24 protein-coding genes are annotated in these 26,030 nt (G+C 70.6%); 23 read left to right on the forward strand and 1 reads right to left on the reverse strand.

Features of this window, described 5'->3' with window-relative positions; genetic code table 11:
- Positions 1 to 104: 104 nt before the first annotated feature.
- The 22 genes from IO29_RS15075 to IO29_RS15180 all read left to right on the forward strand — a co-directional run bounded on the left by IO29_RS15075 (position 105) and on the right by IO29_RS15180 (position 23,229).
- Positions 105 to 1,406, forward strand: coding sequence for a homoserine dehydrogenase (locus tag IO29_RS15075; protein WP_030380043.1), 1,302 nt, complete (start codon positions 105 to 107; stop codon positions 1,404 to 1,406).
- A gap of 6 nt (positions 1,407 to 1,412) precedes the next feature.
- The gene (thrC, locus tag IO29_RS15080; RefSeq protein WP_030380042.1) at positions 1,413 to 2,471 is read left to right on the forward strand and encodes a threonine synthase; all 1,059 of its coding nucleotides are present in this window, start codon (positions 1,413 to 1,415) and stop codon (positions 2,469 to 2,471) included.
- Positions 2,472 to 2,882: 411 nt separating this feature from the next.
- Positions 2,883 to 3,839, forward strand: coding sequence for a homoserine kinase (gene thrB / locus IO29_RS15085; RefSeq protein ID WP_030380041.1), 957 nt, complete (start codon positions 2,883 to 2,885; stop codon positions 3,837 to 3,839).
- Between the two features lie 418 nt (positions 3,840 to 4,257).
- On the forward strand, positions 4,258 to 6,309 hold the full coding sequence (gene rho, locus IO29_RS15090) for a transcription termination factor Rho (RefSeq protein ID WP_030380040.1): 2,052 nt from the start codon (positions 4,258 to 4,260) through the stop codon (positions 6,307 to 6,309).
- Between the two features lie 203 nt (positions 6,310 to 6,512).
- Entirely contained in the window at positions 6,513 to 7,670 is a 1,158-nt protein-coding gene (locus IO29_RS15095; RefSeq protein ID WP_030380039.1) for an LCP family protein, read from the forward strand.
- 194 nt (positions 7,671 to 7,864) lie between these two features.
- Positions 7,865 to 8,086 carry a 50S ribosomal protein L31 gene (rpmE, locus tag IO29_RS15100; RefSeq protein ID WP_030380038.1) on the forward strand — a complete coding sequence of 74 codons (222 nt, stop codon included), beginning with the start codon at positions 7,865 to 7,867 and terminating at the stop codon, positions 8,084 to 8,086.
- A 105-nt stretch (positions 8,087 to 8,191) separates the two neighbouring features.
- Positions 8,192 to 9,268, forward strand: a complete 1,077-nt coding sequence (gene prfA, locus IO29_RS15105; RefSeq protein ID WP_030380037.1) for a peptide chain release factor 1 — start codon at positions 8,192 to 8,194, stop codon at positions 9,266 to 9,268.
- A gap of 92 nt (positions 9,269 to 9,360) precedes the next feature.
- Complete coding sequence (prmC, locus tag IO29_RS15110; protein ID WP_030380036.1) at positions 9,361 to 10,200, forward strand: peptide chain release factor N(5)-glutamine methyltransferase; 840 nt, start codon at positions 9,361 to 9,363, stop codon at positions 10,198 to 10,200.
- A gap of 56 nt (positions 10,201 to 10,256) precedes the next feature.
- The gene (locus tag IO29_RS15115; RefSeq protein ID WP_030380035.1) at positions 10,257 to 10,904 is read left to right on the forward strand and encodes an L-threonylcarbamoyladenylate synthase; all 648 of its coding nucleotides are present in this window, start codon (positions 10,257 to 10,259) and stop codon (positions 10,902 to 10,904) included.
- Positions 10,905 to 10,956: 52 nt separating this feature from the next.
- Positions 10,957 to 11,613, forward strand: coding sequence for an arsenate reductase/protein-tyrosine-phosphatase family protein (locus tag IO29_RS15120; RefSeq protein WP_030380034.1), 657 nt, complete (start codon positions 10,957 to 10,959; stop codon positions 11,611 to 11,613).
- 120 nt (positions 11,614 to 11,733) lie between these two features.
- Positions 11,734 to 12,996: a serine hydroxymethyltransferase gene (glyA, locus tag IO29_RS15125; RefSeq protein WP_030380033.1), complete on the forward strand. Its 1,263-nt coding sequence runs from the start codon at positions 11,734 to 11,736 to the stop codon at positions 12,994 to 12,996.
- A gap of 139 nt (positions 12,997 to 13,135) precedes the next feature.
- On the forward strand, positions 13,136 to 14,443 hold the full coding sequence (locus tag IO29_RS15130; protein WP_030380032.1) for an MraY family glycosyltransferase: 1,308 nt from the start codon (positions 13,136 to 13,138) through the stop codon (positions 14,441 to 14,443).
- Positions 14,444 to 14,788: 345 nt separating this feature from the next.
- Positions 14,789 to 15,226 (forward strand): Cg1360 family ATP-synthase-associated protein, encoded by a 438-nt coding sequence (locus tag IO29_RS15135; protein ID WP_030380031.1) that lies wholly within the window; start codon positions 14,789 to 14,791, stop codon positions 15,224 to 15,226.
- Between the two features lie 225 nt (positions 15,227 to 15,451).
- Positions 15,452 to 16,273: a F0F1 ATP synthase subunit A gene (gene atpB, locus IO29_RS15140; RefSeq protein ID WP_030380030.1), complete on the forward strand. Its 822-nt coding sequence runs from the start codon at positions 15,452 to 15,454 to the stop codon at positions 16,271 to 16,273.
- Positions 16,274 to 16,345: 72 nt separating this feature from the next.
- Positions 16,346 to 16,576, forward strand: coding sequence for an ATP synthase F0 subunit C (gene atpE, locus IO29_RS15145; protein WP_006142454.1), 231 nt, complete (start codon positions 16,346 to 16,348; stop codon positions 16,574 to 16,576).
- A 41-nt stretch (positions 16,577 to 16,617) separates the two neighbouring features.
- On the forward strand, positions 16,618 to 17,178 hold the full coding sequence (locus tag IO29_RS15150; protein WP_030380029.1) for a F0F1 ATP synthase subunit B: 561 nt from the start codon (positions 16,618 to 16,620) through the stop codon (positions 17,176 to 17,178).
- Complete coding sequence (locus tag IO29_RS15155; RefSeq protein WP_030380028.1) at positions 17,175 to 17,996, forward strand: F0F1 ATP synthase subunit delta; 822 nt, start codon at positions 17,175 to 17,177, stop codon at positions 17,994 to 17,996. Before IO29_RS15150 ends, IO29_RS15155 begins: the two co-directional genes overlap by 4 nt.
- Before the next feature lie 153 nt (positions 17,997 to 18,149).
- The gene (atpA, locus tag IO29_RS15160) at positions 18,150 to 19,739 is read left to right on the forward strand and encodes a F0F1 ATP synthase subunit alpha (protein WP_030380027.1); all 1,590 of its coding nucleotides are present in this window, start codon (positions 18,150 to 18,152) and stop codon (positions 19,737 to 19,739) included.
- A 21-nt stretch (positions 19,740 to 19,760) separates the two neighbouring features.
- Complete coding sequence (locus IO29_RS15165) at positions 19,761 to 20,696, forward strand: F0F1 ATP synthase subunit gamma (protein WP_030380026.1); 936 nt, start codon at positions 19,761 to 19,763, stop codon at positions 20,694 to 20,696.
- A 6-nt stretch (positions 20,697 to 20,702) separates the two neighbouring features.
- Positions 20,703 to 22,139, forward strand: coding sequence for a F0F1 ATP synthase subunit beta (atpD, locus tag IO29_RS15170; protein ID WP_030380025.1), 1,437 nt, complete (start codon positions 20,703 to 20,705; stop codon positions 22,137 to 22,139).
- Positions 22,140 to 22,253: 114 nt separating this feature from the next.
- A complete protein-coding gene (locus IO29_RS15175) occupies positions 22,254 to 22,628 on the forward strand; it encodes a F0F1 ATP synthase subunit epsilon (RefSeq protein ID WP_030380024.1) in 375 nt (124 codons plus the stop codon).
- A gap of 154 nt (positions 22,629 to 22,782) precedes the next feature.
- Positions 22,783 to 23,229: a DUF2550 domain-containing protein gene (locus IO29_RS15180; protein WP_030380023.1), complete on the forward strand. Its 447-nt coding sequence runs from the start codon at positions 22,783 to 22,785 to the stop codon at positions 23,227 to 23,229.
- An 84-nt stretch (positions 23,230 to 23,313) separates the two neighbouring features.
- Here the strand turns inward: IO29_RS15180 and IO29_RS15185 are convergent, their stop codons facing one another.
- The gene (locus tag IO29_RS15185; RefSeq protein ID WP_030380022.1) at positions 23,314 to 25,161 is read right to left on the reverse strand and encodes a glycoside hydrolase family 18 chitinase; all 1,848 of its coding nucleotides are present in this window, start codon (positions 25,159 to 25,161) and stop codon (positions 23,314 to 23,316) included.
- Between the two features lie 226 nt (positions 25,162 to 25,387).
- On the opposite strand from IO29_RS15185, the gene IO29_RS15190 reads away from it, so the two are divergent.
- Positions 25,388 to 25,927, forward strand: a complete 540-nt coding sequence (locus IO29_RS15190; protein ID WP_234307528.1) for a snapalysin family zinc-dependent metalloprotease — start codon at positions 25,388 to 25,390, stop codon at positions 25,925 to 25,927.
- The last annotated feature ends 103 nt before the right edge of the window (positions 25,928 to 26,030 follow it).

Raw genomic sequence — 26,030 nt, forward strand, 5'->3', positions numbered from 1 at the left:
CCGCGACAATGAAATGCATGTCTCACAATCCGGACCAAGGGCAGGAATTCCGGTCCGGTGCGTGAGACTGGTCGAACCTAGACGGTATGAGGAAACGAGGTCGGATGATGCGTACGCGTCCGCTGAAAGTGGCGCTGCTGGGCTGCGGGGTCGTCGGCTCAGAGGTGGCGCGCATCATGACGACGCACGCGGAGGACCTCGCCGCCCGGATCGGCGCCCCCCTCGAACTCGCCGGAGTGGCCGTACGCCGGCCCGCCAAGGTCCGCGAGGGCATCGACCCCGCCCTGGTCACCACCGACGCCACCGCCCTCGTCAAACGCGGCGACATCGACGTCGTGGTGGAGGTCATCGGGGGGATCGAGCCCGCCCGCACCCTCATCACCACCGCCTTCGAGCACGGCGCCTCCGTCGTCTCGGCCAACAAGGCGCTCCTCGCCCAGGACGGCGCCGCGCTGCACGCCGCCGCCACCGAGCACGGCCGGGACCTCTACTACGAGGCCGCCGTCGCCGGTGCCATCCCGCTGATCCGGCCGCTGCGCGAGTCCCTCGCCGGCGACAAGGTCGACCGGGTCCTCGGCATCGTCAACGGCACCACCAACTTCATCCTCGACAAGATGGACTCCACGGGCGCCGGCTACCAGGAGGCCCTCGACGAGGCCACCGCGCTCGGGTACGCCGAGGCCGACCCGACCGCCGACGTCGAGGGCTTCGACGCCGCTGCCAAGGCCGCCATCCTCGCCGGGATCGCCTTCCACACCCGCGTGCGCCTGGACGACGTCTACCGCGAGGGCATGACCGAGGTCACCGCCGCCGACTTCGCCTCCGCCAAGGAGATGGGCTGCACCATCAAGCTGCTCGCCATCTGCGAGCGCGCGGCCGACGGCGGCTCGGTCACCGCGCGCGTGCACCCCGCGATGATCCCGCTCAGCCATCCGCTGGCCTCCGTGCGCGGCGCCTACAACGCCGTCTTCGTCGAGTCCGAGGCCGCCGGGCAGCTGATGTTCTACGGCCCCGGCGCGGGCGGCGCGCCCACCGCCTCGGCGGTCCTCGGCGACCTCGTCGCCGTCTGCCGCAACCGGCTGCACGGCACCACCGGGCCCGGCGAGTCCGCGTACACCCGGCTGCCGGTCTCGCCGATGGGCGAGGTGGTCACGCGGTACCACATCAGCCTGGACGTCGCCGACAAACCGGGCGTCCTCGCCCAGGTGGCCACCGTGTTCGCCGAGCACGGCGTCTCGATCGACACCGTCCGCCAGCAGAGCCGGCCGGACGGGGACGGCGAGGCCTCCCTCGTCGTCGTCACCCATCGCGCGTCCGACGCCGCCCTCACCGGTGTCGTCGAGGCGCTGCGCAGCCTCGACACCGTGCGGGGCGTCGCCAGCATCATGCGGGTTGAAGGAGAGTAACCAGCAATGACCCACCAGTGGCGCGGAATCATCGAGGAGTACCGGGACCGGCTGCCGGTCTCCGACACCACCGAGGTCGTCACGCTCCGCGAGGGCGGCACGCCGCTCGTACCCGCGCAGGTGCTCTCCGAGCGCACGGGCTGCGAGGTCCACCTCAAGGTGGAGGGCGCCAACCCGACCGGTTCCTTCAAGGACCGCGGCATGACGATGGCCATCACGCGAGCCAAGGAGGAGGGTGCCAAGGCAGTCATCTGTGCCTCCACGGGCAACACCTCTGCCTCCGCCGCCGCCTACGCCGTACGCGCCGGAATGGTCTCCGCGGTGCTCGTGCCGCAGGGCAAGATCGCGCTCGGCAAGATGGGCCAGGCGCTGATCCACGGCGCCAAGATCCTCCAGGTCGACGGCAACTTCGACGACTGCCTCACGCTCGCGCGCTCGCTCTCCGACAACTACCCGGTGGCGCTGGTCAATTCGGTCAACCCGGTACGGATCGAGGGTCAGAAGACCGCCGCGTTCGAGATCGTGGACATGCTGGGCGACGCCCCGGACGTCCACGTCCTGCCGGTCGGCAACGCGGGCAACATCACGGCCTACTGGAAGGGCTACACCGAGTACGCCGCCGACGGCGTGGCCTCCCGCACGCCCCGCATGTGGGGCTTCCAAGCCTCCGGTTCGGCGCCGATCGTGCGCGGCGAGGTCGTCAAGGACCCGTCGACGATCGCCACCGCCATCCGCATCGGCAACCCGGCGTCCTGGCAGTTCGCGCTGGCCGCGCGGGACGAATCGGGCGGCGCCATCGACGAGGTGACGGACCGTGAGATCCTGCGCGCCTACCGGCTGCTGGCGGCGCAGGAGGGTGTGTTCGTGGAGCCGGCCTCGGCCGCCTCGGTCGCCGGTCTGCTGAAGGCGGCCGAGCAGGGCAAGGTCGACCCGGGGCAGCGGATCGTCTGCACGGTGACCGGGAACGGGCTCAAGGACCCGGACTGGGCGGTCGCCGGAGCGCCGCAGCCGGTCACCGTGCCGGTCGACGCGGCGACGGCGGCGGAGCGGCTCGGGCTCGCGTAACGGGGAGTCGTACGGCGGGACCGCCCGCACCCCCTGCCGCCGCGTTCGCGACGGTGCGGGGGTGCACGGCGGGGGAGGCGACACGCATCGTGCGCCTCCCGTGCGCCCTATGTCGCCACTGAACCCACCTTCGATAGGCTGTACCGAACCCGCCCGCCGCATATGCCGCGGTGTCGCGCCCTTCGCGCGACCCCACGCGGCCGGTTCCGGTGCCCGCCAGGCGCCTGCCGGGTCGCTCCGCGGCCGTACGCGGCCGATGGGTCCCCGTACGTATCGCCCGTACGTACCGAAACCTCCACATCCGCAGCAGACATCCCGCAGCACAGGTCCCGAATTCGGATGCCGGTCGCGCGCCTCCCCCGCGTCGAACGCCATTCGACAGTCCCGCAGTTCAAGGAGAGTCATCGAGCGATGGCCGGTCCAGCGTTCCGCGCCGCCGCCGTCCGGGTGCGCGTCCCCGCCACCAGTGCCAACCTCGGCCCGGGCTTCGACGCCCTCGGCCTCGCGCTGGGGCTCTACGACGACGTGGTCGTCCGGGTGGCCGACTCAGGGCTGCACATCGACATCGCGGGCGAGGGCAGCGAGACCCTGCCCCGCGACGAGAGCCATCTCCTCGTCCGCGCCCTGCGCACCGCCTTCGACGTGCTGGGCGGGCAGCCCCGCGGCCTGGAGATCGTGTGCGCCAACCGCATCCCGCACGGCCGCGGCCTCGGCTCCTCCTCCGCCGCCATCTGCGCCGGCATCGTCGCCGCGCGGGCGGTCACCATAGGCGGTGAGGCCAGGCTCGACGACACCGCGCTGCTCGAGCTGGCCACCGAGATCGAGGGCCACCCCGACAACGTCGCCGCCTGTCTGCTCGGCGGTTTCACGCTCTCCTGGATGGACGCCGGCGCCGCCCGGGCCATCAGGACCGAGCCCGCCGATTCCATCGTTCCAGTGGTTTTCGTACCCGGGAAACCGGTACTGACCGAGACCGCGCGCGGACTGCTCCCGCGCACCGTCCCGCACGTCGACGCCGCCGCCAACGCGGGCCGCGCCGCCCTGCTCGTCGAGGCCCTGACCCGGCGTCCCGAACTGCTGCTGCCCGCCACCGAGGACCGCCTCCACCAGGAGTACCGCGCCCCGGCCATGCCGGAGAGCGCCGCGCTGGTGGAGCGGCTGCGCGGGGACGGCGTCCCGGCGGTCATCTCCGGCGCCGGACCCACCGTCCTGGCCCTCGCCGACCCGGCGAGCGCCGACAAGGTCGCCGATCTGGCGGGCCCAGGCTGGGCCGCCAACCGGCTGGAACTCGACGGCACCGGGGCGAGCGTGCTGCCGCTCGCCGCCCCCGGTGCGGAGGCCGGCGCCGAGGCCGGTGCCGGGCGATAACCACCCACAGCGTCCGGTTGCCGGATTTCGAGAGGGGGAATGTTTGTTGGATCCGGTAGTGTTAACCTCAAGTCTGCACCCGACCCCGCCATGGCGAGGTGCTTCGTGTCCCCGTCCGGGACAGACATTCTTCCGGGAGCCTCCCAAGCCGCACCGTGTTCCGTACGACGTATGCGGGCAGTACGCCGTACGGCAGCGCTGAGCTGTTTGCCGGGCACGCTCCGGAACCGGCGTGCGCCGGCCGCGTGACACCGACACCACGTGCCACCGCTCAGGCAAACGCCATCACCAGCAATCTCCTCCGCCGCGTTGGCGGACCACCGCCCCGGCACGATCCGACAGCATCGGACCGAAGCCGGACAGCACAACCGGTCGCCGAGCCAGACAGGCCGACGTCCGCTCCAGGGAAGGACCCTTCGTGAGCGACACCACCGATCTGATGGGCGCACGTGTCGAGGACACCGCTGCCGCGCCCGCCACGGACGCCTCCGCGCCTGCCACCGGTGCCGGCTCCCGGCGGCGCCGTGGCACCGGCCTCGAGGGCATGGTGCTGGCCGAGTTGCAGCAGGTCGCCTCGGGCCTCGGTATCAGGGGCACCGCGCGGATGCGCAAGAGCCAGCTGATCGAGGTCATCAAGGAGGCGCAGGCCGCCGGGGGAGCCCCCGCCAAGGCCGCCGCGCCCGCCGTCGCGGACGCCGCGGGCGAGACCAAGCCGAAGCGCCGGGCCACCTCCCGTACGCGTACCGGTGACGAGACCGGGTCCGCCGCCAAGAAGGCCGAGCAGTCCGCCGAGCAGGCCGCCTCCCAGCAGCAGATCGACATCCCCGGCCAGCCGGCGGGTGGCGAGGCCCCCGCCGAGCGCCGCCGGCGCCGCGCGACCGCCGAGGCCGGCAGCCCCGAGACGGCCGCCGCCGAGGCCCGCACCGAGCCCAAGGCCGAGGCCCCCGCCCCGCAGCAGAACCAGGGCCAGCAGAACCAGGGCCAGGGCCAGGGCGGCGACGGCGACCAGGGCGGCGACGGCCGTCAGGGCCGGCAGAGCCGCCGCGAGCGCGGCCGCGACCGTGACCGCGGCGACCGGGACCGCGACCGCGGTGACCGCGGTGACAGGGACCGCGGCGACCGCGGTGACCGGGACCGCCGCAACAAGGGCGACGACCAGAACAACCAGCAGCGCGGCCAGCAGAACAACCAGCAGCGCGGTGGCGGCGGCCCGCAGGACGACGGCTACGACGACGACGGGACCGGCCGCCGCGGCCGTCGCGGCCGGTACCGCGACCGCAGGGGCCGGCGCGGACGCGACGACGTGCAGGAGCCGCAGATCAACGAGGACGACGTCCTGATCCCCGTCGCGGGCATCCTGGACATCCTCGACAACTACGCGTTCATCCGCACCTCCGGCTACCTGCCCGGCCCGAACGACGTCTACGTCTCCCTCGCCCAGGTCCGCAAGAACGGCCTGCGCAAGGGCGACCACGTCACCGGCGCGGTCCGCCAGCCCAAGGACGGCGAGCGCCGCGAGAAGTTCAACGCGCTGGTCCGCCTGGACTCCGTCAACGGCATGGCGCCCGAACACGGCCGCGGCCGCCCGGAGTTCAACAAGCTCACCCCGCTCTACCCGCAGGACCGGCTCCGTCTGGAGACGGACCCCGGTGTGCTGACGACCCGGATCATCGACCTGGTCTCGCCCATCGGCAAGGGCCAGCGCGGTCTGATCGTGGCCCCGCCGAAGACCGGCAAGACCATGATCATGCAGGCGGTCGCCAACGCGATCACGCACAACAACCCCGAGTGCCACCTGATGGTCGTCCTGGTCGACGAGCGTCCGGAAGAGGTCACCGACATGCAGCGGTCGGTCAAGGGCGAGGTCATCTCCTCGACCTTCGACCGTCCGGCCGAGGACCACACCACGGTCGCCGAGCTCGCCATCGAGCGCGCCAAGCGCCTGGTGGAGCTGGGCCACGACGTCGTCGTGCTGCTCGACTCGATCACCCGTCTGGGCCGCGCGTACAACCTCGCCGCCCCGGCCTCCGGCCGCATCCTCTCCGGCGGTGTCGACTCCACGGCCCTGTACCCGCCGAAGCGCTTCTTCGGTGCGGCCCGCAACATCGAGGACGGCGGTTCGCTGACCATCCTCGCCACCGCCCTGGTGGACACCGGGTCCCGCATGGACGAGGTGATCTTCGAGGAGTTCAAGGGCACCGGCAACATGGAGCTCAAGCTCGACCGGAAGCTCGCCGACAAGCGCATCTTCCCCGCGGTGGACGTCGACGCGTCCGGCACCCGCAAGGAGGAGATCCTGCTCGGCAGCGACGAGCTGGCCATCACCTGGAAGCTGCGCCGGGTGCTGCACGCGCTCGACTCGCAGCAGGCGATCGAACTGCTCCTCGACAAGATGAAGCAGACGAAGTCGAACGCCGAGTTCCTGATGCAGATCCAGAAGACGACGCCGGCGCCGGGCAACGGCGACTGAGCGCAGGCACGACCAGGAGGGGCGTACGGCCGGTGGGCCGTACGCCCCTCCTGCGTGTCCGGGCCCCCGCGAGCCGTCGCCGTTCGCGCGGTGACAAATCGAACACAGGGGGCACAACGGGGTGTGCAACCCTATGTCGGCTATCGCCGTCTCCCCGAACGGAGTGACCATGGGGGGACGACCCGACGCGAACCGAGGAGCACATGCCCGCCGACACCACACCGGACGCCGTGACCCCGGACACCGGTCCCACGGGCCCCAGAGGCCCCGGGGGCTCCCGACGGGGCGGGAACAGAGGCCGCCGCCGCAAGCCGCTCAGCGCGCGGCGCAAGGCCCTGCGCGTCACGTCCTGGGTCGCCTTCGGCATCCTCGTCCTCGGCGGCACCGGCGTCGGCTATCTGTACCTCAAGCTCAACGGCAACATCCGCAGCGTCGACCTCAACCAGGCGCTGGGCGGGCACCGGCCCTCCAACGTCGACAACGGCTCCGAGGACATCCTCGTCCTGGGCTCCGACACCCGCTCCGGCAGCAACAAGAAGCTGGGCGGCGGCAGCGACGACGGCACGGCACGCTCCGACACGGCGATGATCGTGCACGTGTACGAGGGCCACAAGAAGGCGAGCGTCGTCTCCATCCCGCGCGACACGCTCGTCGACCGCCCCGCGTGTACCGGCGCCGACGGCGGCGACCGTCCCGCCGCGTCCGGCGTGATGTTCAACTCCGCGTACTCGACCGGGGGCGCCGCCTGCGCCGTCAAGACCGTCGAGACGATGACCGGCATCCGGATGGACCACTTCCTGGAGGTCGACTTCGCGGGCTTCCAGAAGCTCATCGACGAGCTCGGCGGGGTCGAGGTGACGACGACCAAGGCCATCGACGACCCCGACAGCCACCTCGACCTCGCCGCCGGCACGCACCGGCTCGACGGCGAGCAGGCGCTCGGGCTCGTCCGGACGCGGCACGGTGTGGGCGACGGGTCCGATCTCGGGCGGATCCAGTTGCAGCAGGCGTTCATGAAGGCGCTGGTCACCCAGGTGAAGCAGATCGGGGTGCTGACGAGTCCGAAGAAGCTGTACGACCTCGCGGACACGGCGACGAAGGCGGTGACCACCGACTCCGACCTGGGGTCCGTGAAGGACCTGGTGTCCTTCGCCGGGGGGCTGAAGGGGATCAGTGCGGACCGGATGCACATGGTGACCATGCCGGTCCGCTACGACCCGGCGAACGGGAACCGGGTGCTCGTGGACGAGGCCAAGGCCGCGCAGGTCTGGACGGCGCTGAAGGGGGACAAGGCGATCCCCTCCGCCGCGACGGAGGGGACCGCCTCCGGCGAGGCGAAGGGGGTCGTGACGGGGTCCTGAGCGCGCGAGCAACCACGAACCCACCCGCACCCGGCAACGCACCCGAACCCCCACCCCCGGTCGCCGGAATAACTGGCCGCAACCCCCCGTTTTGGGGGATGCGGCCAGTTGCTGGCAGACTGGCACGTCGGCTCCGGTTCACGCTCCGCATCCCGCGGCTGCGACCCGGCGCCCTCCCGAACCTAGGAGACACCTTGAAGCGCGACATCCACCCCGAGTACGTCGAGACGCAGGTCAGCTGCACCTGTGGCGCGTCGTTCACCACTCGCAGCACCATCCAGTCCGGCGCCATCCGCGCCGAGGTCTGCTCCGAGTGCCACCCGTTCTACACGGGCAAGCAGAAGATCCTCGACACCGGTGGCCGCGTGGCCCGCTTCGAGGCCCGCTTCGGCAAGGCTGCCGCTGCCAAGAAGTAGCGAGCCCACAGCGCCGGTCCCCGGGCCCCCGCCGTCATGGCGGGGGCGCCGGGGCCGGCGCTTTGCGGTGCAGCCACTGTTCGTCATTTCACATGGGAGCCGGAGATGTTCGAGGCGGTCGAGGAACTCGTCGGTGAGCACGCCGACCTGGAGACGAAGCTCGCCGACCCTGCCGTGCACGCCGACCAGGCCAACGCGCGCAGGCTCAACAAGCGTTACGCCGAGCTGACCCCGATCGTCGCCACCTACCGGTCCTGGAAGCGGGTCGGCGACGACATCGGCACCGCCCGCGAGCTCGCCGCCGACGACCCGGACTTCGCCGCCGAGGTCAAGGAGCTGGAGCAGCAGCGCGAGGAGCTGACCGAGAAGCTGCGGCTGCTGCTCGTCCCGCGCGACCCCAACGACGACAAGGACGTCATCCTCGAGATCAAGGCCGGTGCCGGCGGCGACGAGTCCGCCCTGTTCGCCGGGGACCTGCTGCGCATGTATCTGCGCTACGCAGAGCGCGTCGGCTGGAAGACCGAGATCATCGACGCCACCGAGTCCGAGCTCGGCGGCTACAAGGACGTCCAGGTCGCGGTGAAGACCAAGGGCGGCCAGGGCGCCACCGAGCCCGGGCAGGGCGTGTGGGCGCGGCTGAAGTACGAGGGCGGCGTGCACCGCGTGCAGCGCGTCCCGGCGACCGAGTCGCAGGGCCGTATCCACACCTCCGCCGCCGGGGTGCTCGTCACGCCCGAGGCGGAGGAGGTCGACGTCGAGATCAACCCGAACGACCTCCGGATCGACGTCTACCGGTCCTCCGGGCCCGGCGGGCAGTCGGTCAACACCACCGACTCCGCGGTCCGTATCACGCACATTCCGACCGGTGTCGTCGCCTCCTGCCAGAACGAGAAGAGCCAGCTCCAGAACAAGGAGCAGGCGCTGCGTATCCTGCGCTCCAGGCTCCTCGCGGCGGCCCAGGAGGAGGCGGAGAAGGAGGCCGCGGACGCCCGCCGCAGCCAGGTCCGCACCGTCGACCGCTCCGAGAAGATCCGTACGTACAACTTCCCGGAGAACCGCATCTCGGACCACCGGGTCGGGTTCAAGGCGTACAACCTGGACCAGGTCCTGGACGGCGAGCTCGGCGCGGTCATCCAGGCCTGCGTCGACGCGGACTCGGCGGCCAAGCTCGCCGCCGCGTAGGGCGGGCCGCAGGGCAGGGACGTACGAACACAGTGACCGGAGGACGAGCGGTGCAGCCTAATCCCGGGGGGCGGACCCCCAGCCCCCGCAGCGTGCTGCTCGCCGAGGTGGCCCAGGCCACCCAGCGGCTCGCCGACGCCGGCGTGCCCTCGCCGCGCACCGACGCCGAGGAGCTCGCCGCGTTCGTGCACGGCGTCAAGCGGGGGCAGCTGCACACCGTCAAGGACGCCGACTTCGACGCCCGGTACTGGGAGGTCGTCGCCCGCCGCGAGGCCCGCGAGCCGCTTCAGCACATCACCGGACGCGCCTTCTTCCGCTATCTGGAGCTCCAGGTAGGCCCCGGCGTCTTCGTGCCCCGCCCGGAGACCGAGTCCGTCGTCGGCTGGGCGATAGACGCGGTACGGGCCATGGACGTCGTCGAGCCGTGCATCGTCGACCTGTGCACCGGCTCCGGCGCCATCGCGCTCGCCCTGGCCCAGGAGGTTCCGCGCTCGCGCGTGTACGCCGTGGAGCTGAGCGAGGACGCCCACGAGTGGGCCCGCAAGAACATGGAGGGGTCACGGGTCGAGCTGCGCCAGGGCAATGCCCTGACCGCCTTCCCCGACCTCGACGGACAGGTCGACCTCGTCGTCTCCAACCCGCCGTACATCCCGCTCACCGAGTGGGAGTACGTCGCCCCCGAGGCCCGCGACCACGACCCCGACCTCGCCCTGTTCTCCGGCGAGGACGGCCTCGACCTCATCCGGGGCCTGGAACGCACCGCGCACCGGCTGCTGCGGCCCGGCGGGGTCGTCGTCGTCGAGCACGCCGACACGCAGGGCGGCCAGGTGCCGTGGATCTTCGCCGAGGAGAAGGGCTGGGCCGACGCGGCCGACCACCCCGACCTCAACAACCGGCCGCGGTTCGCGACCGCCCGCAAGGCGCTGCCGTGAACCGGCTCGCGCCCCTGACGACAACGATGCAGTACGCGTACGAGGAGGCCCCCTAGATGGCACGGCGATACGACACCAACGACGCCACCGACCGCGCGACCGGGCTGCGCGAGGCGGCCTCCGCCGTGCGCAGGGGCGAGCTCGTGGTGCTTCCGACCGACACCGTCTACGGCATCGGCGCCGACGCCTTCTCCGCGGAGGCCGTCGGCGATCTGCTCGAGGCCAAGGGGCGCGGCCGCAACATGCCCTCGCCTGTCCTCATCGGCTCCCCGAACACCCTGCACGGGCTCGTCACCGACTTCTCCGAGATGGCCTGGGAGCTCGTCGACGCGTTCTGGCCGGGCGCGCTCACCCTCGTCGCCAAGCACCAGCCGTCCTTGCAGTGGGACCTCGGCGAGACCCGCGGCACGGTCGCCGTGCGCATGCCGCTGCACCCCGTCGCCATCGAGCTGCTCACCGAGGTCGGCCCCATGGCCGTCTCCTCCGCCAACCTCACCGGCCACCCGGCGCCGGAGGACTGCGACGCCGCGCAGGAGATGCTCGGCGACTCCGTCTCCGTGTACCTCGACGGCGGCCCCACCCCCGGCAACGTGCCGTCCTCCATCGTCGACGTCACCGGCAAGGTCCCGGTACTGCTGCGCCAGGGCGCCCTCTCCCCGGAGGATCTGCGCAAGGTCGTACCCGACCTCGAGGTGGCGAATTGACGGCCCCTGAATCCCCCGGGCTCTCGGCCGCGCTCGAGCAGGGGGGACCCCCATGCGTGGCATAGGCAACGGGGACGGGTGGGGCGGCCCGGCGTACGGCGCTCCCCGCGACACCTTCCGCATCCTCCACGTCAGCACCGGCAACGTGTGCCGCTCGCCGATCACCGAGCGGCTCACCCGGCACGCCCTGGCCGACCGGCTCGGCGATCCGCTGTGGGGCGGGCTCGTCGTGGAGAGCGCGGGCACCTGGGGGCACGAGGGGGCGCCCATGGAGACCAACGCGGAGACCGTGCTGGCCGACTTCGGCGCGGACGCGTCCGGTTTCGTGGGGCGGGAGCTGCTCGACGAGCACGTCATCGAGGCCGACCTGGTGCTGACCGCGACCCGCGACCACCGGGCGCAGGTGATCTCCATGGGGCACTCGGCGGGGCTGCGGACGTTCACGCTGAAGGAGTTCACGCGGCTGGTCAACGCGATCGACATGGCGACGCTGCCGCCGCTCGAGGACGGGGTGGTGGGCCGCGCCCGCGCGCTGGTCCGTGCGGCGGCGGCGCTCCGCGGCTGGCTGCTGGCGCCGACGGCGGAGGCGGACGAGGTGTACGACCCGTACGGGGCGCCGCTGCCGTTCTTCCGGTCCATCGGCGAAGAGATAAACGAGGCACTGGACCCGGTCGTCACCGCCCTGACCGGAGTTCCCGCCCGCGCGTGAGCCGCCGGGCACGCGCGGGAGCGCGCCCCTGCGGGCGCCCCCGCGGCAGGGCGCCCGGAGGCGGCACCCCGGTCCCGGGCTTACCGTGGGAGCACGTCACCGTCGCTTCCGGAGTACCCCATGACGGTCGCACCCCCCGCACACGCCCTTCGCCACCAGGACCCCCAGGTCGCCGACATCCTGCTCGGCGAGCTCACCCGGCAGTCCACCGGCCTCCAGCTCGTCGCCGCCGAGAACTTCACCTCTCCCGCCGTGCTGGAAGCCCTCGGCTCGCCCCTCGCCAACAAGTACGCCGAGGGCTACCCCGCCGCCCGCCACCACGGCGGCTGCGAGATCGTCGACGCCGCCGAACGCCTCGCCGTCGACCGGGCGAAAACCCTCTTCGGCGCCGAGCACGCCAATGTGCAGCCGCACTCCGGGTCCTCCGCCGTCCTCGCCGCCTACGCGGCGCTCCTGCGCCCCGGCGACACCGTCCTCGCCATGGGCCTCCCCTTCGGCGGTCACCTCACCCACGGCTCGCCCGCCAACTTCTCCGGCCGCTGGTTCGACTTCGTCGGCTACGGCGTCGACGCCGACAGCGGCCTCATCGACTACGCCCAGGTCCGCGCCCTCGCCCGGGCCCACCGCCCCAAGGCGATCGTCTGCGGTTCGATCTCCTACCCCCGCCACCTCGACTACGCCGCCTTCCGCGCCGTCGCCGACGAGGTGGGCGCCCACCTCATCGCCGACGCCGCCCACCCCATCGGCCTCGTCGCCGGGGGAGCGGCACCGAGCCCCGTGCCGTACGCCGACGTCGTCTGCGCCACCACCCACAAGGTGCTGCGCGGCCCCCGCGGCGGCATGATCCTCTGCGGCGCGGACCTCGCTGAGCGCGTCGACCGCGCCGTCTTCCCCTTCACCCAGGCCGGCGCCCAGATGAACGCCGTCGCCGCGAAGGCCGTCGCGTTCGGCGAGGCGGCGACCCCCGCCTTCGCCGCCTACGCCCACCAGGTCGTCGTCAACGCCCGCGCGCTCGCCGCCGCCCTGGCCGCCGAGGGGCTCTCGGTCACCACCGGCGGCACCGACACCCACCTCCTCACCGTCGACCCCGCCCCGCTCGGCGTCGACGCCCGCACCGCCCGCGGCCGGCTCGCCGCCGCCGGCCTCGTCCTGGACACCTGCGCCCTGCCGTACGGCGATGCCCGCGGCCTGCGGCTCGGCACCGCCGCGGTGACCACGCAGGGGATGGGGGAGGCCGAAATGGGAAGGATCGGGCGGCTGCTCGGTGCCGTACTGAAGAGATCCGGCCAGGTCGGAGAGGACGGCGAGATCCAGCGCGTGCGCGACGCCGTCGTCGGGCTCACCGGGAGATATCCGCCGTATCCACCGCAACGGGCCCCGTAATCCAGTGGGAACCGGGTAGGCGCGGCCCGTGCACAGCCACACGTGCAACCATCGTCGCTACCCGTAAGTCCTCACCCATATGCACGACACAGCTAGGGTGTGGGGCTGAGGATGGCCAGCGAGACCTGTGGGGAAGCCCGTGCGTGAATACCTCCTGACGCTCTGCATCACGGCCGCGGTGACGTATCTGCTGACAGGACCGGTACGGAAGTTCGCGATCGTGGCCGGAGCCATGCCGGAGATCCGCGCCCGGGACGTGCACCGAGAACCCACCCCCCGCCTCGGCGGCATCGCGATGTTCTTCGGACTGTGCGCCGGGCTGCTGGTCGCGGACCATCTGACCAACCTCAACGCGGTCTTCTCCAACTCCAACGAACCGCGCGCCCTGCTCTCCGGAGCCGCGCTGATCTGGCTGATCGGCGTCCTCGACGACAAGTTCGAGATCGACGCGCTGATCAAGCTCGGCGGCCAGATGATCGCCGCCGGTGTGATGGTGGTCCAGGGTCTGACCATCCTGTGGCTGCCCATCCCGGGCGTCGGCCTGTTCGCGCTCACCCAGTGGCAGGGCACGCTGCTCACGGTCGCGCTCGTCGTCATCACCATCAACGCGGTCAACTTCGTCGACGGCCTCGACGGTCTCGCCGCCGGCATGGTGTGCATCGCCTCCGCCGCGTTCTTCATGTACGCGTACCGCATCTGGTACGGCTACGGGCTGGAGGCGGCGGCCCCGGCGACCCTGTTCGCGGCCATCCTGATGGGCATGTGCCTGGGCTTCCTGCCGCACAACATGCATCCCGCGCGGATCTTCATGGGCGACTCGGGGTCCATGCTGATCGGTCTCGTGCTGGCGGCGGGGGCCATCTCCATCACCGGGCAGATCGACCCGGACGCGATGAACCTCTTCTCCGGTTCGGAGCGCAACACCGTGCACCAGACGGTGCCCGTCTACATCCCGCTGCTGCTGCCGCTCACGATCATCGCGGTGCCGGCGGCCGACCTGGTGCTGGCGATCGTGCGCCGCACATGGCGGGGCCAGTCGCCGTTCGCGGCGGACCGGGGTCATCTGCACCACCGGCTCCTGGAGATCGGGCACTCGCACAGTAGGGCGGTGCTGATCATGTACTTCTGGTCGGCGCTGATCGCGTTCGGGGCGCTGGCGTACTCGGTCAACTCGGCGTCGATGTGGATCGTGCTGGGGATCGTCGCGCTGAGCGCGGTGGGGCTGGTGCTGCTGTTGCTGCCGCGGTTCCGGCCGCGCGCTCCCAGGTGGGCCCAGCGGATCGTGCCGCCCCGCTACCGGCGGCGCAGGTACCTGGCCGCCGCCGAGTGCCCCGAGGAGACGGACGGCACGACCGAGCCCGGGACCGGGACGGACAGGGAGCCGCGTACGCCCGTCGCCGCCGGGGCACATGGGGCCAGCGCGCTGGGGATCCGGGGCCGGCGGTGACCGTTCGCGCCACCCCCGCCAGACCTCCTCGTGAAGGTCTCAAGGTAAGAATCTGACTAACGCGTTGCCAAGACGTGGGGGTGCGAAGCGGGGCAATACCAGACAAGTGGGCCCCGTATTCGCGCAGACGCGCAGGTTCACCCTCATGTGTGACACCTGGCACACCAACCAGGTAAAGACCTCATCAAATAGTTTGTGATACGGTTCACGAGAACCCAGGACAGAGCCGAGAGACGTCAATCGACGGCCTCTCGTCGGCCTCTCGACCGAGAGGTTCGGCCTCGCCCCGGGACTACGCTCGTCCATGACGACACCTGCCCCCACCAGCAATGCGGAGTAGCCGCCATGCCGTCCAATGACGTCCGGAACCTGTTGCAGACCGCTGTGCCCACAGCGGCTGCCGGCGCGATCGCCGTCGCGGTCAGTGCCGGGGTCGCCGGCGGCAAGGGCGCCCTCGGCGCCGCGGTCGGCGCGGTGCTCGCCATCCTCTTCATGGGAATCGGTCTGTACGTCCTCCAGTGGACGGCAAAATCGCTTCCGCACCTGTTCCAGGCCATGGGGCTGATGCTGTACGTCGCCCAACTCCTGTTGCTGGTCATCTTCATGGGGCTGTTCAAGGACACCACTCTGTTCAACCCCAGGGCCTTCGCCGCGGGGCTCGTCGTGGCCACCCTCGTGTGGATGGTGGCCCAGGCCCGGGCGCACATGAAGGCCAAGATCTTCTACGTCGAACCCGACTCGGAGCGGAGCGACCGGCCCACGACCACAGGGTCGAGGCCGTGAGGGATAGGGCCGAGATAAAGCCGACCAGGAGATCCTGCTATCGTCCGGTGCCAACTGCGGCATCGCGGGCGCGGGCACCAGAGCTGACGCCTGCTCAATCGCGAGGCTCAATGCCCCTCAGCCGCCCCCACATCCGTAACACCAGTCCAGTGCCGACCCGCGGCCGCTCGCCGCGCCGACACAACGAGGTTGCCCTACCCATGCGCCACGCTGAAGGAGCCCGCGGTGAGTGCTGACCCGACGCAGGTGCTCGCCTTCGAGACCGACTGCCACATCTTCGACGGCTGTGGCTTCCCCGCTCCGGGCCTGCACTCGTTCCTGTTCGAGCCCCTGTGGGGCGACGGGGACAGCAACTTGTACTTCAACAAGACGATGCTGCTCGCGCTGCTCGGCTCGTTGGTCATCGTCGGGTTCTTCTGGGCCGCCTTCGCCCGGCCGAAGGTCGTGCCGGGCAAGCTCCAGATGATCGCCGAGGCCGGCTACGACTTCGTCCGCCGCGGCATCGTCTACGAGACGATCGGCAAGCGTGAGGGCGAGAAGTACGTGCCCTTCATGGTCTCGCTGTTCTTCTGCGTCTGGATGATGAACCTCTGGTCCATCGTCCCGCTCGCGGCCTTCCCGGTGACGGCGATCATCTCGTACCCGCTGGTGCTCGCGGTGATCGTCTGGCTGACGTGGGTCATCCTGACCTTCAAGCGGCAGGGATTCGTCGGCTTCTTCAAGAACGTCACGGGTTACGACCCCTCCATCGGCCCCGTGCTGCCGCTGTCGATGACCATCGAGTTCTTCTCGAACCTGTTCATCCGGCCGTTCACGCACGCCGTGCGGCTCTTCGCGAACATGTTCGCGGGCCACACCCTGCTGCTGCTCTTCACCATCGCCAGCTGGTACTTGCTGAACGGCATCGGGATCGCCTACGCCGGCGTCTCGTTCGTCATGGTCCTGGTGATGACGCTGTTCGAGCTCTTCATCCAGGCCGTCCAGGCGTACGTCTTCGTCCTCCTGGCCTGTAGCTACGTCCAGGGTGCGCTCGCCGAGCACCACTGAGCACCCCGGCTCCCACCCCCTATCGTCCGGTGGCCAACCCCCACCGGTCCGCAAAGAAAAGGAAGAACTGGCATGTCCCAGACCCTTGCCGCTGTTTCCGGCTCGCTCGGCTCCATCGGTTACGGCCTCGCTGCCATTGGTCCCGGTGTCGGTATCGGCATCATCTTCGGCAACGGCACCCAGGCCCTGGCCCGTCAGCCCGAGGCCGCCGGTCTGATCCGCGCCAACCAGATCCTCGGCTTCGCCTTCTGTGAGGCCCTGGCGCTGATCGGTCTGGTCATGCCGTTCGTCTTCGGCAAGTGACCTGCTGATTCAGCCCAGCCGACTAGACGAAAGGCACTGATGTGAGCCCCCTGGTTCAGCTCGCGGCGGAGACGGAGAACCCCCTCGTCCCGCCGATCCCCGAGCTCGTCATCGGCCTGATCGCCTTCGTCATCGTCTTCGGCTTCCTGTTCAAGAAGCTCCTCCCGAACATCAACAAGGTTCTGGAAGAGCGACGGGAAGCCATCGAGGGCGGTATCGAGAAGGCCGAGGCCGCGCAGACCGAGGCCCAGAGCGTCCTCGAGCAGTACAAGGCCCAGCTCGCCGAGGCCCGGCACGAGGCCGCGCGGCTCCGCCAGGAGGCGCAGGAGCAGGGTGCCGCGCTCATCGCCGAGATGCGCGCGGAAGGCCAGCGGCAGCGTGAGGAGATCATCGCCGCCGGTCACGCGCAGATCGAGGCGGACCGCAAGGCCGCCGCGCACACGCTGCGGCAGGACGTCGGCCGGCTGGCCACCGACCTCGCCGGCAAGCTCGTGGGCGAGTCCCTGGAGGACCACGCCCGGCAGAGCCGCGTGATCGACCGCTTCCTCGACGAGCTCGAGGACAAGGCCGACGCCCCGTCGAAGGCCGAGGCGGCTCGATGACCGCACACGGAGCGAGCCGTGAGGCGCTGGCCGCCGCACGCGAGCGCCTCGACGCGCTGACCGACTCGACGGCCGCCGACCCCGGCGCGCTCGCCGACGAGCTGGCCGCCGTCACCGCGCTGCTCGACCGCGAGGTCGGCCTGCGCCGGGTCCTCACCGACCCGGCGCAGCCCGCCGAGGCCAAGGCCCAGCTGGCCCAGCGGCTGCTGGGCGGCCAGGTCGGCGGCACGGCGCTCGACCTCGTGTCCGGCACGGTGCGCTCCCGCTGGTCCCGCTCGCGCGACCTGGTGGACGTGCTGGAGGAGCTGGCGGACATCGCCGACCTCACCGCCGCGCAGAAGAACGGCACGCTGGACGAGGTGGAGGACGAGCTGTTCCGGTTCGCCCGGATCGTCGCCTCCAGCACCGGGCTGCGGTCCGCGCTCACCGACGGCGCCGCCGCGGCGTCGGCCAAGAGCGAGCTGCTGCACCGTCTGCTCGGCGGCCGGGCCAAGCCCGTCACCGAGCGCCTGGTGACGCGACTCGTCACCGCGCCCCGGGGACGTAGCCTGGAGTCGGGACTGGAGTCCCTGTCCAGGCTCGCCGCCGAGCGGCGGGACCGGATGGTCGCGGTCGTCACCTCGGCGGTGCCGTTGAGCGACCCGCAGAAGCAGCGCCTGGGCGCCGCCCTCGCGAAGCTCTACGGCCGCCCGATGCACCTCAACCTCGACGTCGACCCCGAAGTCGTCGGCGGGATCCGGGTGCAGGTCGGTGACGAGGTCATCAACGGGTCGATCGCGGACCGGCTCGAGGACGCCACCCGCCGCATGGTGAGCTAGTCCGGCCCGCCGGCGGCAACGTACAACGACGCAGTAATACGGCCCGCGTTGGGCCGTGCAGAGGATTCACCTCGTTCAAGGGGGGAGTCCGGAGTGTCAGACATCCCCCCCAAAGTGAAACTTCGGGCCCAACAAGGAGAGCAGGGAACCCAGATGGCGGAGCTCACGATCCGGCCGGAGGAGATCCGGGACGCACTGGAGAACTTCGTCCAGTCGTACCAGCCGGACGCGGCCTCGCGCGAGGAGGTCGGTACGGTCACCCTTGCCGGCGACGGCATCGCGAAGGTCGAGGGGCTGCCCTCGGCCATGGCCAACGAACTGCTGAAGTTCGAGGACGGCACCCTCGGTCTCGCCCTCAACCTCGAGGAGCGCGAGATCGGCTGCGTCGTCCTCGGCGAGTTCAACGGCATCGAGGAGGGCCAGCCGGTCACCCGCACCGGCGAGGTCCTGTCGGTCCCCGTGGGCGAGGGCTACCTCGGCCGCGTCGTGGACCCGCTCGGCAACCCGATCGACGGTCTCGGCGAGATCGAGACGTCCGGCCGCCGCGCCCTCGAATTGCAGGCCCCCACGGTCATGCAGCGCAAGTCGGTGCACGAGCCGATGGAGACCGGCTACAAGGCCGTCGACGCCATGACCCCGGTCGGCCGCGGCCAGCGTCAGCTGATCATCGGTGACCGCCAGACCGGCAAGACCGCCCTGGCCGTCGACACGATCATCAACCAGCGCGACAACTGGCGCTCGGGCGACCCGAAGAAGCAGGTCCGCTGCGTCTACGTCGCCATCGGCCAGAAGGGCTCGACCATCGCCTCCGTGCGTGGCGCCCTCGAGGAGTCCGGCGCGCTGGAGTACACGACCATCGTCGCCGCCCCGGCGTCCGACCCGGCCGGCTTCAAGTACCTGGCGCCGTACACCGGCTCGGCCATCGGCCAGCAGTGGATGTACGAGGGCAAGCACGTCCTCATCATCTTCGACGACCTCTCCAAGCAGGCCGACGCCTACCGCGCCGTCTCCCTGCTGCTGCGCCGTCCGCCGGGCCGCGAGGCCTACCCGGGCGACGTCTTCTACCTGCACTCCCGGCTGCTGGAGCGCTGCGCCAAGCTCTCCGACGACCTGGGCGCCGGTTCGATGACCGGTCTGCCGATCGTCGAGACCAAGGCCAACGACGTCTCGGCGTTCATCCCGACCAACGTCATCTCCATCACCGACGGCCAGTGCTTCCTGGAGTCGGACCTGTTCAACGCCGGTCAGCGTCCCGCGCTGAACGTCGGTATCTCCGTCTCCCGAGTCGGTGGTTCCGCGCAGCACAAGGCGATGAAGCAGGTCTCCGGCCGACTGCGCCTCGACCTCGCCCAGTACCGCGAGCTGGAGGCGTTCGCCGCCTTCGGTTCCGACCTGGACGCCGCGTCGAAGTCGCAGCTGGAGCGCGGTCAGCGGCTGGTGGAGCTGCTCAAGCAGCCCCAGTACCAGCCGATGCCGACCGAGGACCAGGTCGTCTCCGTCTGGGCCGGCACCACCGGCAAGATGGACGACGTGCCGGTCGCCGACATCCGCCGCTTCGAGAAGGAGCTCCTGGAGCACCTGCACCGCAAGGAGCAGGGCCTCATGACCTCCATCAAGGAGGGCGGCAAGATGTCCGACGACACCCTCCAGGCCGTCGGCGACGCCATCGCCGAGTTCAAGAAGCAGTTCGAGACCTCGGACGGCAAGCTCCTCGGCGAGGATGCCCCGGCCGCGGCCAAGTGACGTAAGGAAGGGACCTGACTCATGGGAGCCCAGCTCCGGGTCTACAAGCGTCGCATCCGATCCGTCACCGCGACCAAGAAGATCACCAAGGCGATGGAGATGATCGCCGCCTCGCGCGTCGTCAAGGCGCAGCGCAAGGTGGCGGCCTCCACGCCGTACGCGACCGAGCTCACCCGCGCGGTCACGGCGGTCGGCACCGGTTCGAACACCAAGCACCCGCTGACCACGCAGGCCGAGACGGTCACGCGGTCCGCGGTGCTGCTCCTGACCAGCGACCGCGGTCTGGCCGGCGCCTTCAACTCCAACGCCATCAAGGCCGCGGAGCAGCTCACCGAGCGCCTGGAGCGCGAGGGCAAGCAGGTCGACACGTACATCGTCGGCCGGCGTGGCCTCGCCCACTACAACTTCCGTGAGCGCAAGGTCGCGGAGTCGTGGGCCGGGTTCACCGACGAGCCGACGTACGCGGACGCCAAGAAGGTCGCGGCCCCGCTGATCGAGGCCATCGAGAAGGACACGGCGGACGGCGGCGTGGACGAGCTCCACATCGTGTTCACCGAGTTCGTCTCGATGATGACGCAGACGGCGCTCGACGACCGGCTGCTGCCGCTCAGCCTCGACGAGGTGGCCCGGACGGAGACATCAGCGGCTGCCGCCGCGGGGTCGGCGAAGGACGAGATCCTTCCGCTGTACGACTTCGAGCCGTCGGCGGAGGACGTCCTCGACGCCCTGCTGCCGCGCTACGTCGAGAGCCGGATCTACAACGCGCTGCTCCAGTCGGCCGCCTCCAAGCACGCCGCCACGCGGCGCGCGATGAAGTCGGCCACCGACAACGCCGGAGAGCTCATCGAGACGCTGTCCCGGCTTGCCAACGCGGCCCGCCAGGCCGAAATCACCCAGGAAATCAGCGAGATCGTCGGTGGCTCCGCAGCCCTGGCCGACGCGACCGCGGGGAAGTGACAGGTAATGACGACGACAGTTGAGACGGCCGTTGCCACGGGCCGCGTCGCCCGGGTCATCGGCCCGGTCGTCGACGTGGAGTTCCCCGTCGACGCCATGCCGGAGATCTACAACGCCCTTCACGTCGAGGTGGCCGACCCGGCCCAGGACGGCGCGAAGAAGACGCTGACCCTGGAGGTCGCCCAGCACCTGGGTGACGGCCTGGTCCGCACGATCTCGATGCAGCCCACCGACGGCCTGGTCCGCCAGGCGGCCGTCACCGACACCGGCACGGGCATCACCGTCCCGGTCGGCGACTTCACCAAGGGCAAGGTCTTCAACACCCTCGGCGAGGTGCTGAACGCCGACGACACCTACGACGGCGAGCGCTGGTCCATCCACCGCAAGGCGCCGAACTTCGACGAACTCGAGTCGAAGACCGAGATGTTCGAGACCGGCGTCAAGGTCATCGACCTGCTGACCCCGTACGTCAAGGGCGGCAAGATCGGCCTGTTCGGCGGTGCCGGCGTCGGCAAGACGGTGCTCATCCAGGAGATGATCTACCGCGTCGCCAACAACCACGACGGTGTCTCCGTGTTCGCCGGTGTCGGCGAGCGCACCCGTGAGGGCAACGACCTCATCGAGGAGATGGCGGAGTCCGGCGTCATCGACAAGACCGCGCTGGTCTTCGGTCAGATGGACGAGCCCCCGGGCACCCGTCTGCGGGTGGCGCTGGCCGGTCTGACCATGGCGGAGTACTTCCGCGATGTGCAGAAGCAGGACGTGCTGTTCTTCATCGACAACATCTTCCGCTTCACGCAGGCCGGTTCCGAGGTCTCGACCCTGCTCGGCCGCATGCCCTCCGCGGTGGGCTACCAGCCGAACCTGGCCGACGAGATGGGCCTCCTCCAGGAGCGCATCACCTCGACCCGCGGTCACTCGATCACCTCGATGCAGGCGATCTACGTCCCCGCGGACGACCTGACCGACCCGGCCCCGGCCACCACCTTCGCCCACCTCGACGCGACGACGGTGCTCTCCCGTCCGATCTCGGAGAAGGGCATCTACCCGGCCGTGGACCCGCTGGACTCCACGTCCCGCATCCTGGACCCCCGCTACATCGCGGCGGACCACTACAACACCGCGATGCGCGTCAAGACGGTCCTTCAGAAGTACAAGGACCTCCAGGACATCATCGCGATCCTCGGCATCGACGAGCTGGGCGAGGAGGACAAGCTCACCGTCCACCGCGCCCGTCGCGTGGAGCGCTTCCTGTCCCAGAACACCCACGTCGCCAAGCAGTTCACCGGCGTCGACGGGTCGGACGTGCCGCTGGACGAGTCGATCACCGCGTTCAACGCGATCATCGACGGCGAGTACGACCACTTCCCCGAGCAGGCGTTCTTCCTGTGCGGCGGTATCGAGGACCTGAAGAACAACGCGAAGGAGCTGGGCGTCTCCTGAGCCCGGTGCTCGCGGCGGAGGGGGCGGGGGTCGTCCCCGTCCCCTCCTCCACGCCCATTAGACTTGTAACCAACACCCGGCATCACCGCCGGGTGGTGACCCGAGGAGCCACCCTTGGCTGCTGAGCTGCACGTCGAGCTGGTCGCCGCCGACCGCCAGGTCTGGTCCGGCGAGGCCACCCTGGTCGTCGCGCGCACCACCTCCGGCGACATCGGCGTCATGCCCGGTCACCAGCCGCTGCTCGGTGTGCTGGAGTCGGGCCCCGTGACCATCCGTACGAGTGAAGGGGGAACGGTCGTCGCCGCGGTGCACGGCGGTTTCCTCTCCTTCGCGGACGACAAGCTGTCGCTGCTGGCCGAGATCGCCGAGCTGTCGGACGAGATCGACGTCCAGCGCGCGGAGCGGGCGCTCGAGCGCGCGAAGTCGGACGCGGACGCGTCCGCCGAGCGCCGCGCGGACGTCCGACTGCGTGCGGTGTCGGCACACTGACCGCCCCGCACATGCCCTGACACCCCTCAGCCGCGGCCGGTACCGGATTGCTCCGGTGCCGGCCGCGGCTGAGGCGAATCCGGATGTTTTTTCCGTTCCGTTACCTGATCCGACGGCCTGGGACATGGCCGGGGAGACGAGGAGGTCGGCGCCGATGGTCCTCGCCCTGACTGTGTGCGGAGCGGTGATCGCGCTCCTGGCCGTCGCGCTCTTCGTCTTCGGTCTCAGACGCCGGCTGATCCAGCGCTCCGGCGGCACCTTCGATTGCAGCCTGCGCTGGGACGTCCCCGAGAAGACCGACACCAGCGGCAAGGGCTGGGGGTACGGCATCGCGCGCTACAACGGCGACCGCGTCGAGTGGTTCCGCGTCTTCTCCTACGCGCCCCGCCCGCGCCGTCTGCTGGAACGCTCGGCCATCGAGGTGGCCGGCCGCCGCGCCCCCGAGGGCGAGGAGGAGCTGGCGCTGCTCTCCGAGGCCGTCATCCTGACCTGTCTGCACCGCGGGGTGCGCCTGGAGCTGGCGATGAGCGACGACGCGCTGACGGGCTTCCTGGCGTGGCTGGAGGCGGCGCCTCCGGGACAGAGGGTGAACGTGGCCTGAGTCCACGGAGCTGTTGGGGAACGTGCATCGGCCCCCTTCCCGTGTGAGCGAGCGGGAAGGGGGCCGACGTGTGTGCGGTCGTCGTTACGACAGGCCGCTGTTGATGGCGCTCACCAGCTCGCCGTTGCTGGTGTCACCGCTGAAGTCCCAGAAGAACGCGCCTCCCAGGCTCTGGTTCTTGGCCCACGACATCTTCGTGCCGATGGTGGCCGGGGTGTCGTACGACCACCAGTTGGTGCCGCAGTGCGCGTACGCCGTGCCCGCGACGGTGCCGGTGGCGGGGCACGAGTTCTTCAGGACCTTGTAGTCCTCGATGCCCTGCTCGTACGTGCCCGCCGCGGGGCCGGTGGCCGTGCCGCCCGGGGCGTCCTGGGTGACGCCGGTCCAGCCGCGGCCGTAGAAGCCGATGCCGATGAGCAGCTTGCTCGCGGGGACGCCCTTCGCCTTGTACTTGGCGATCGCGTCGGCCGTGGTGAAGCCCGGCGTCGGGATGCCGCTGTACGAGGTGAGCGGGGAGTGCGGGGCGGTGGGGCCGTCCGCGTCGAAGGCGCCGAAGAAGTCGTACGTCATCACGTTGTACCAGTCGACGTACTGGGCGGAGCCCGCGTAGTCGGCGGCGTCGATCTTGCCGCCGTCGGTGCCGTCGGCCGTGACGGCGGAGGTGACCAGGTTGCTGTTGCCGAACTTGGCGCGCAGGGCCTGCATCAGGTTCTTGTAGGCCGCCGCGCCGCTGCTGTCGCAGGACAGGCCGCAGGCGTTCGGGTACTCCCAGTCGATGTCGATGCCGTCGAAGACGTCGGCCCAGCGCGGGTCCTCGACCAGGTTGTAGCAGGACTCGGCGAAGGCGGCCGGGTTCTTCGCGGCCTCGCCGAAGCCGCCGGACCAGGTCCAGCCGCCGAAGGACCAGATGACCTTGATGTTCGGGTACTTGGCCTTCAGCTCGCGGAGCTGGTTGAAGTTGCCGCGCAGCGGCTGGTCCCAGGTGTCGGCGACGCCGCTGACGGACTGGTCGGCGGTGAACGCCTTGTCGTAGTCGGCGTAGGAGTCGCCGATGGCGCACTTGCCGCCGGTGACGTTGCCGAAGGCGTAGTTGATGTGGGTGATCTTCGACGCGGAGCCGGAGGTCACGATGTTCTTGACGTTGTAGTTGCGGCCGTAGGTGCCCCACTCGGTGAAGTAGCCGAGCTTGACCTTGCCGCCGGTGGTGCCGCCGTCGTCCCCGTCACCGGGGTCGGTGGTGCCGCCGCCGGTGGTGTGGACCTTGACCGCGCCGCTGGGGGAGCCGGTCTGGTCGGCGGTGTCGCGGGCCTGGACCGTGTACGAGTAGTCGGTGCCGGCGGTGAGGCCGGTGTCCGTGTACGAGGTGGACGTGACGGTGGCGACCTTGGCGCCGTCGCGCAGGACGTCGTAGTTCTTGACGCCGTTGTCGTCACTGGCCGCGCTCCAGGAGAGCTTGACCGAGGTGTCGGTGACGGAGGAGGCGGTGGGGGTGCCCGGCGCGGAGGGCGGGTTGTCGCCGGGGACCGTGGTGCCGCCGTCGCAGCTCGCGCCGTTCAGGGTGCAGGCGCCGGGGGAGCCGGAACCGGAGCCGTTGAAGCCGAAGGAGAGGGAGGCGCCGGGGGCGAGGGTGCCGTTGTAGGACTTGTTCTTGGCGGTCCAGTGGTTGCCGGAGTGGCTGACGTCCGCGTCCCAGGCGGAGGTCACGGCGGTCCCGGAGGGGAAGTCCCACTCGATCGTCCAGGAGCTGATGCTGCTGGTACCGGTGTTCTTGACGGTCCACTTGCCCTCGAAGCCGGTGCCCCAGTCCTGGGTCTTGGCGTAGGTGGCGGTGGCCGAGGTGGCGGCTTGAGCGGGGCTCGCGAGGCCGACGAGGCCGGCGAGGGGGAGGAGCAGGGTCGCGAACCCTGCGGCAGCCCGGTGTCCGAAGCGCATCCGCGCCTCCTTGTGTGGGGTTGTCGGGGGCATGACTGTGCACGCTGCCGCGAGAGTAGAAAGGTCTGGACCATCCGTCAATAGGTCTGGACCAGTGAGTGCGGAGGCCGCGTTTGCGGAGGGGAGCGTGCGCTGTTCGCCAACTTGGCGTGTACGCACGGAAGTTGACGGGTAGCGTGAGCGCAGCGGGCAGGACCACGGGGAGGTCGTGAGGGTGCGTCGACGAGTGCTGAGCCTGATCTCGGCCCTGGCCTGTGCCGGTGCCGTCGTGGTGGGGGCGGGGTCCCCGGCGGGCGCCGCGGAGCCGGAGCCCGAGACCATCCCCGTCGATCTGATACTCGCCGGTTCCTACGCGGAACCCGTCCGCGAGGCCATGAACATCTGGAACACGGCCGTCCCCGGGATCAGGTTCGTCGAGCAGAGCACTCCCGCGTCACTGCGCGTCAAGGAGTACACGACCGCGACCGGTACCGGTTCGCACGTCTACGTCAACGGGCTGGGCAGGGGCTGGGTGTATCTGGAGACCGGTGACGCACAGGTCTACCGGCCCACCCGGGTCGCCGTGCACGAGCTGGGGCACATCCTGTCCCTCCCCGATCTCGGACCGGGCAGCCCGTGCTCCAAGGTGATGTCGGGGGGCTGGGCGGGGCCGGAGTGCGCCAACACCCGGCCCGACGCGGAGGAGGTCGCCGAAGTGACGGACTTCTTCGCCGCCCACGACGTGGGCGACCCGGTACCGGGATGGCCGCCGCCCTCGGACGACTAGAGACTGCCTGGTGAGCCCGGTGAGCCCGGTGAGCCCGGCAGCTCCGGGCGCCCCGTGAGCCGGCGCCCCGTCGCGGCGGCACCGTCGGCCCTCCGGCCCTCCG

This window comes from Streptomyces sp. NRRL F-6676 (assembly GCF_000725625.1).
GTDB lineage: Bacteria > Actinomycetota > Actinomycetes > Streptomycetales > Streptomycetaceae > Streptomyces.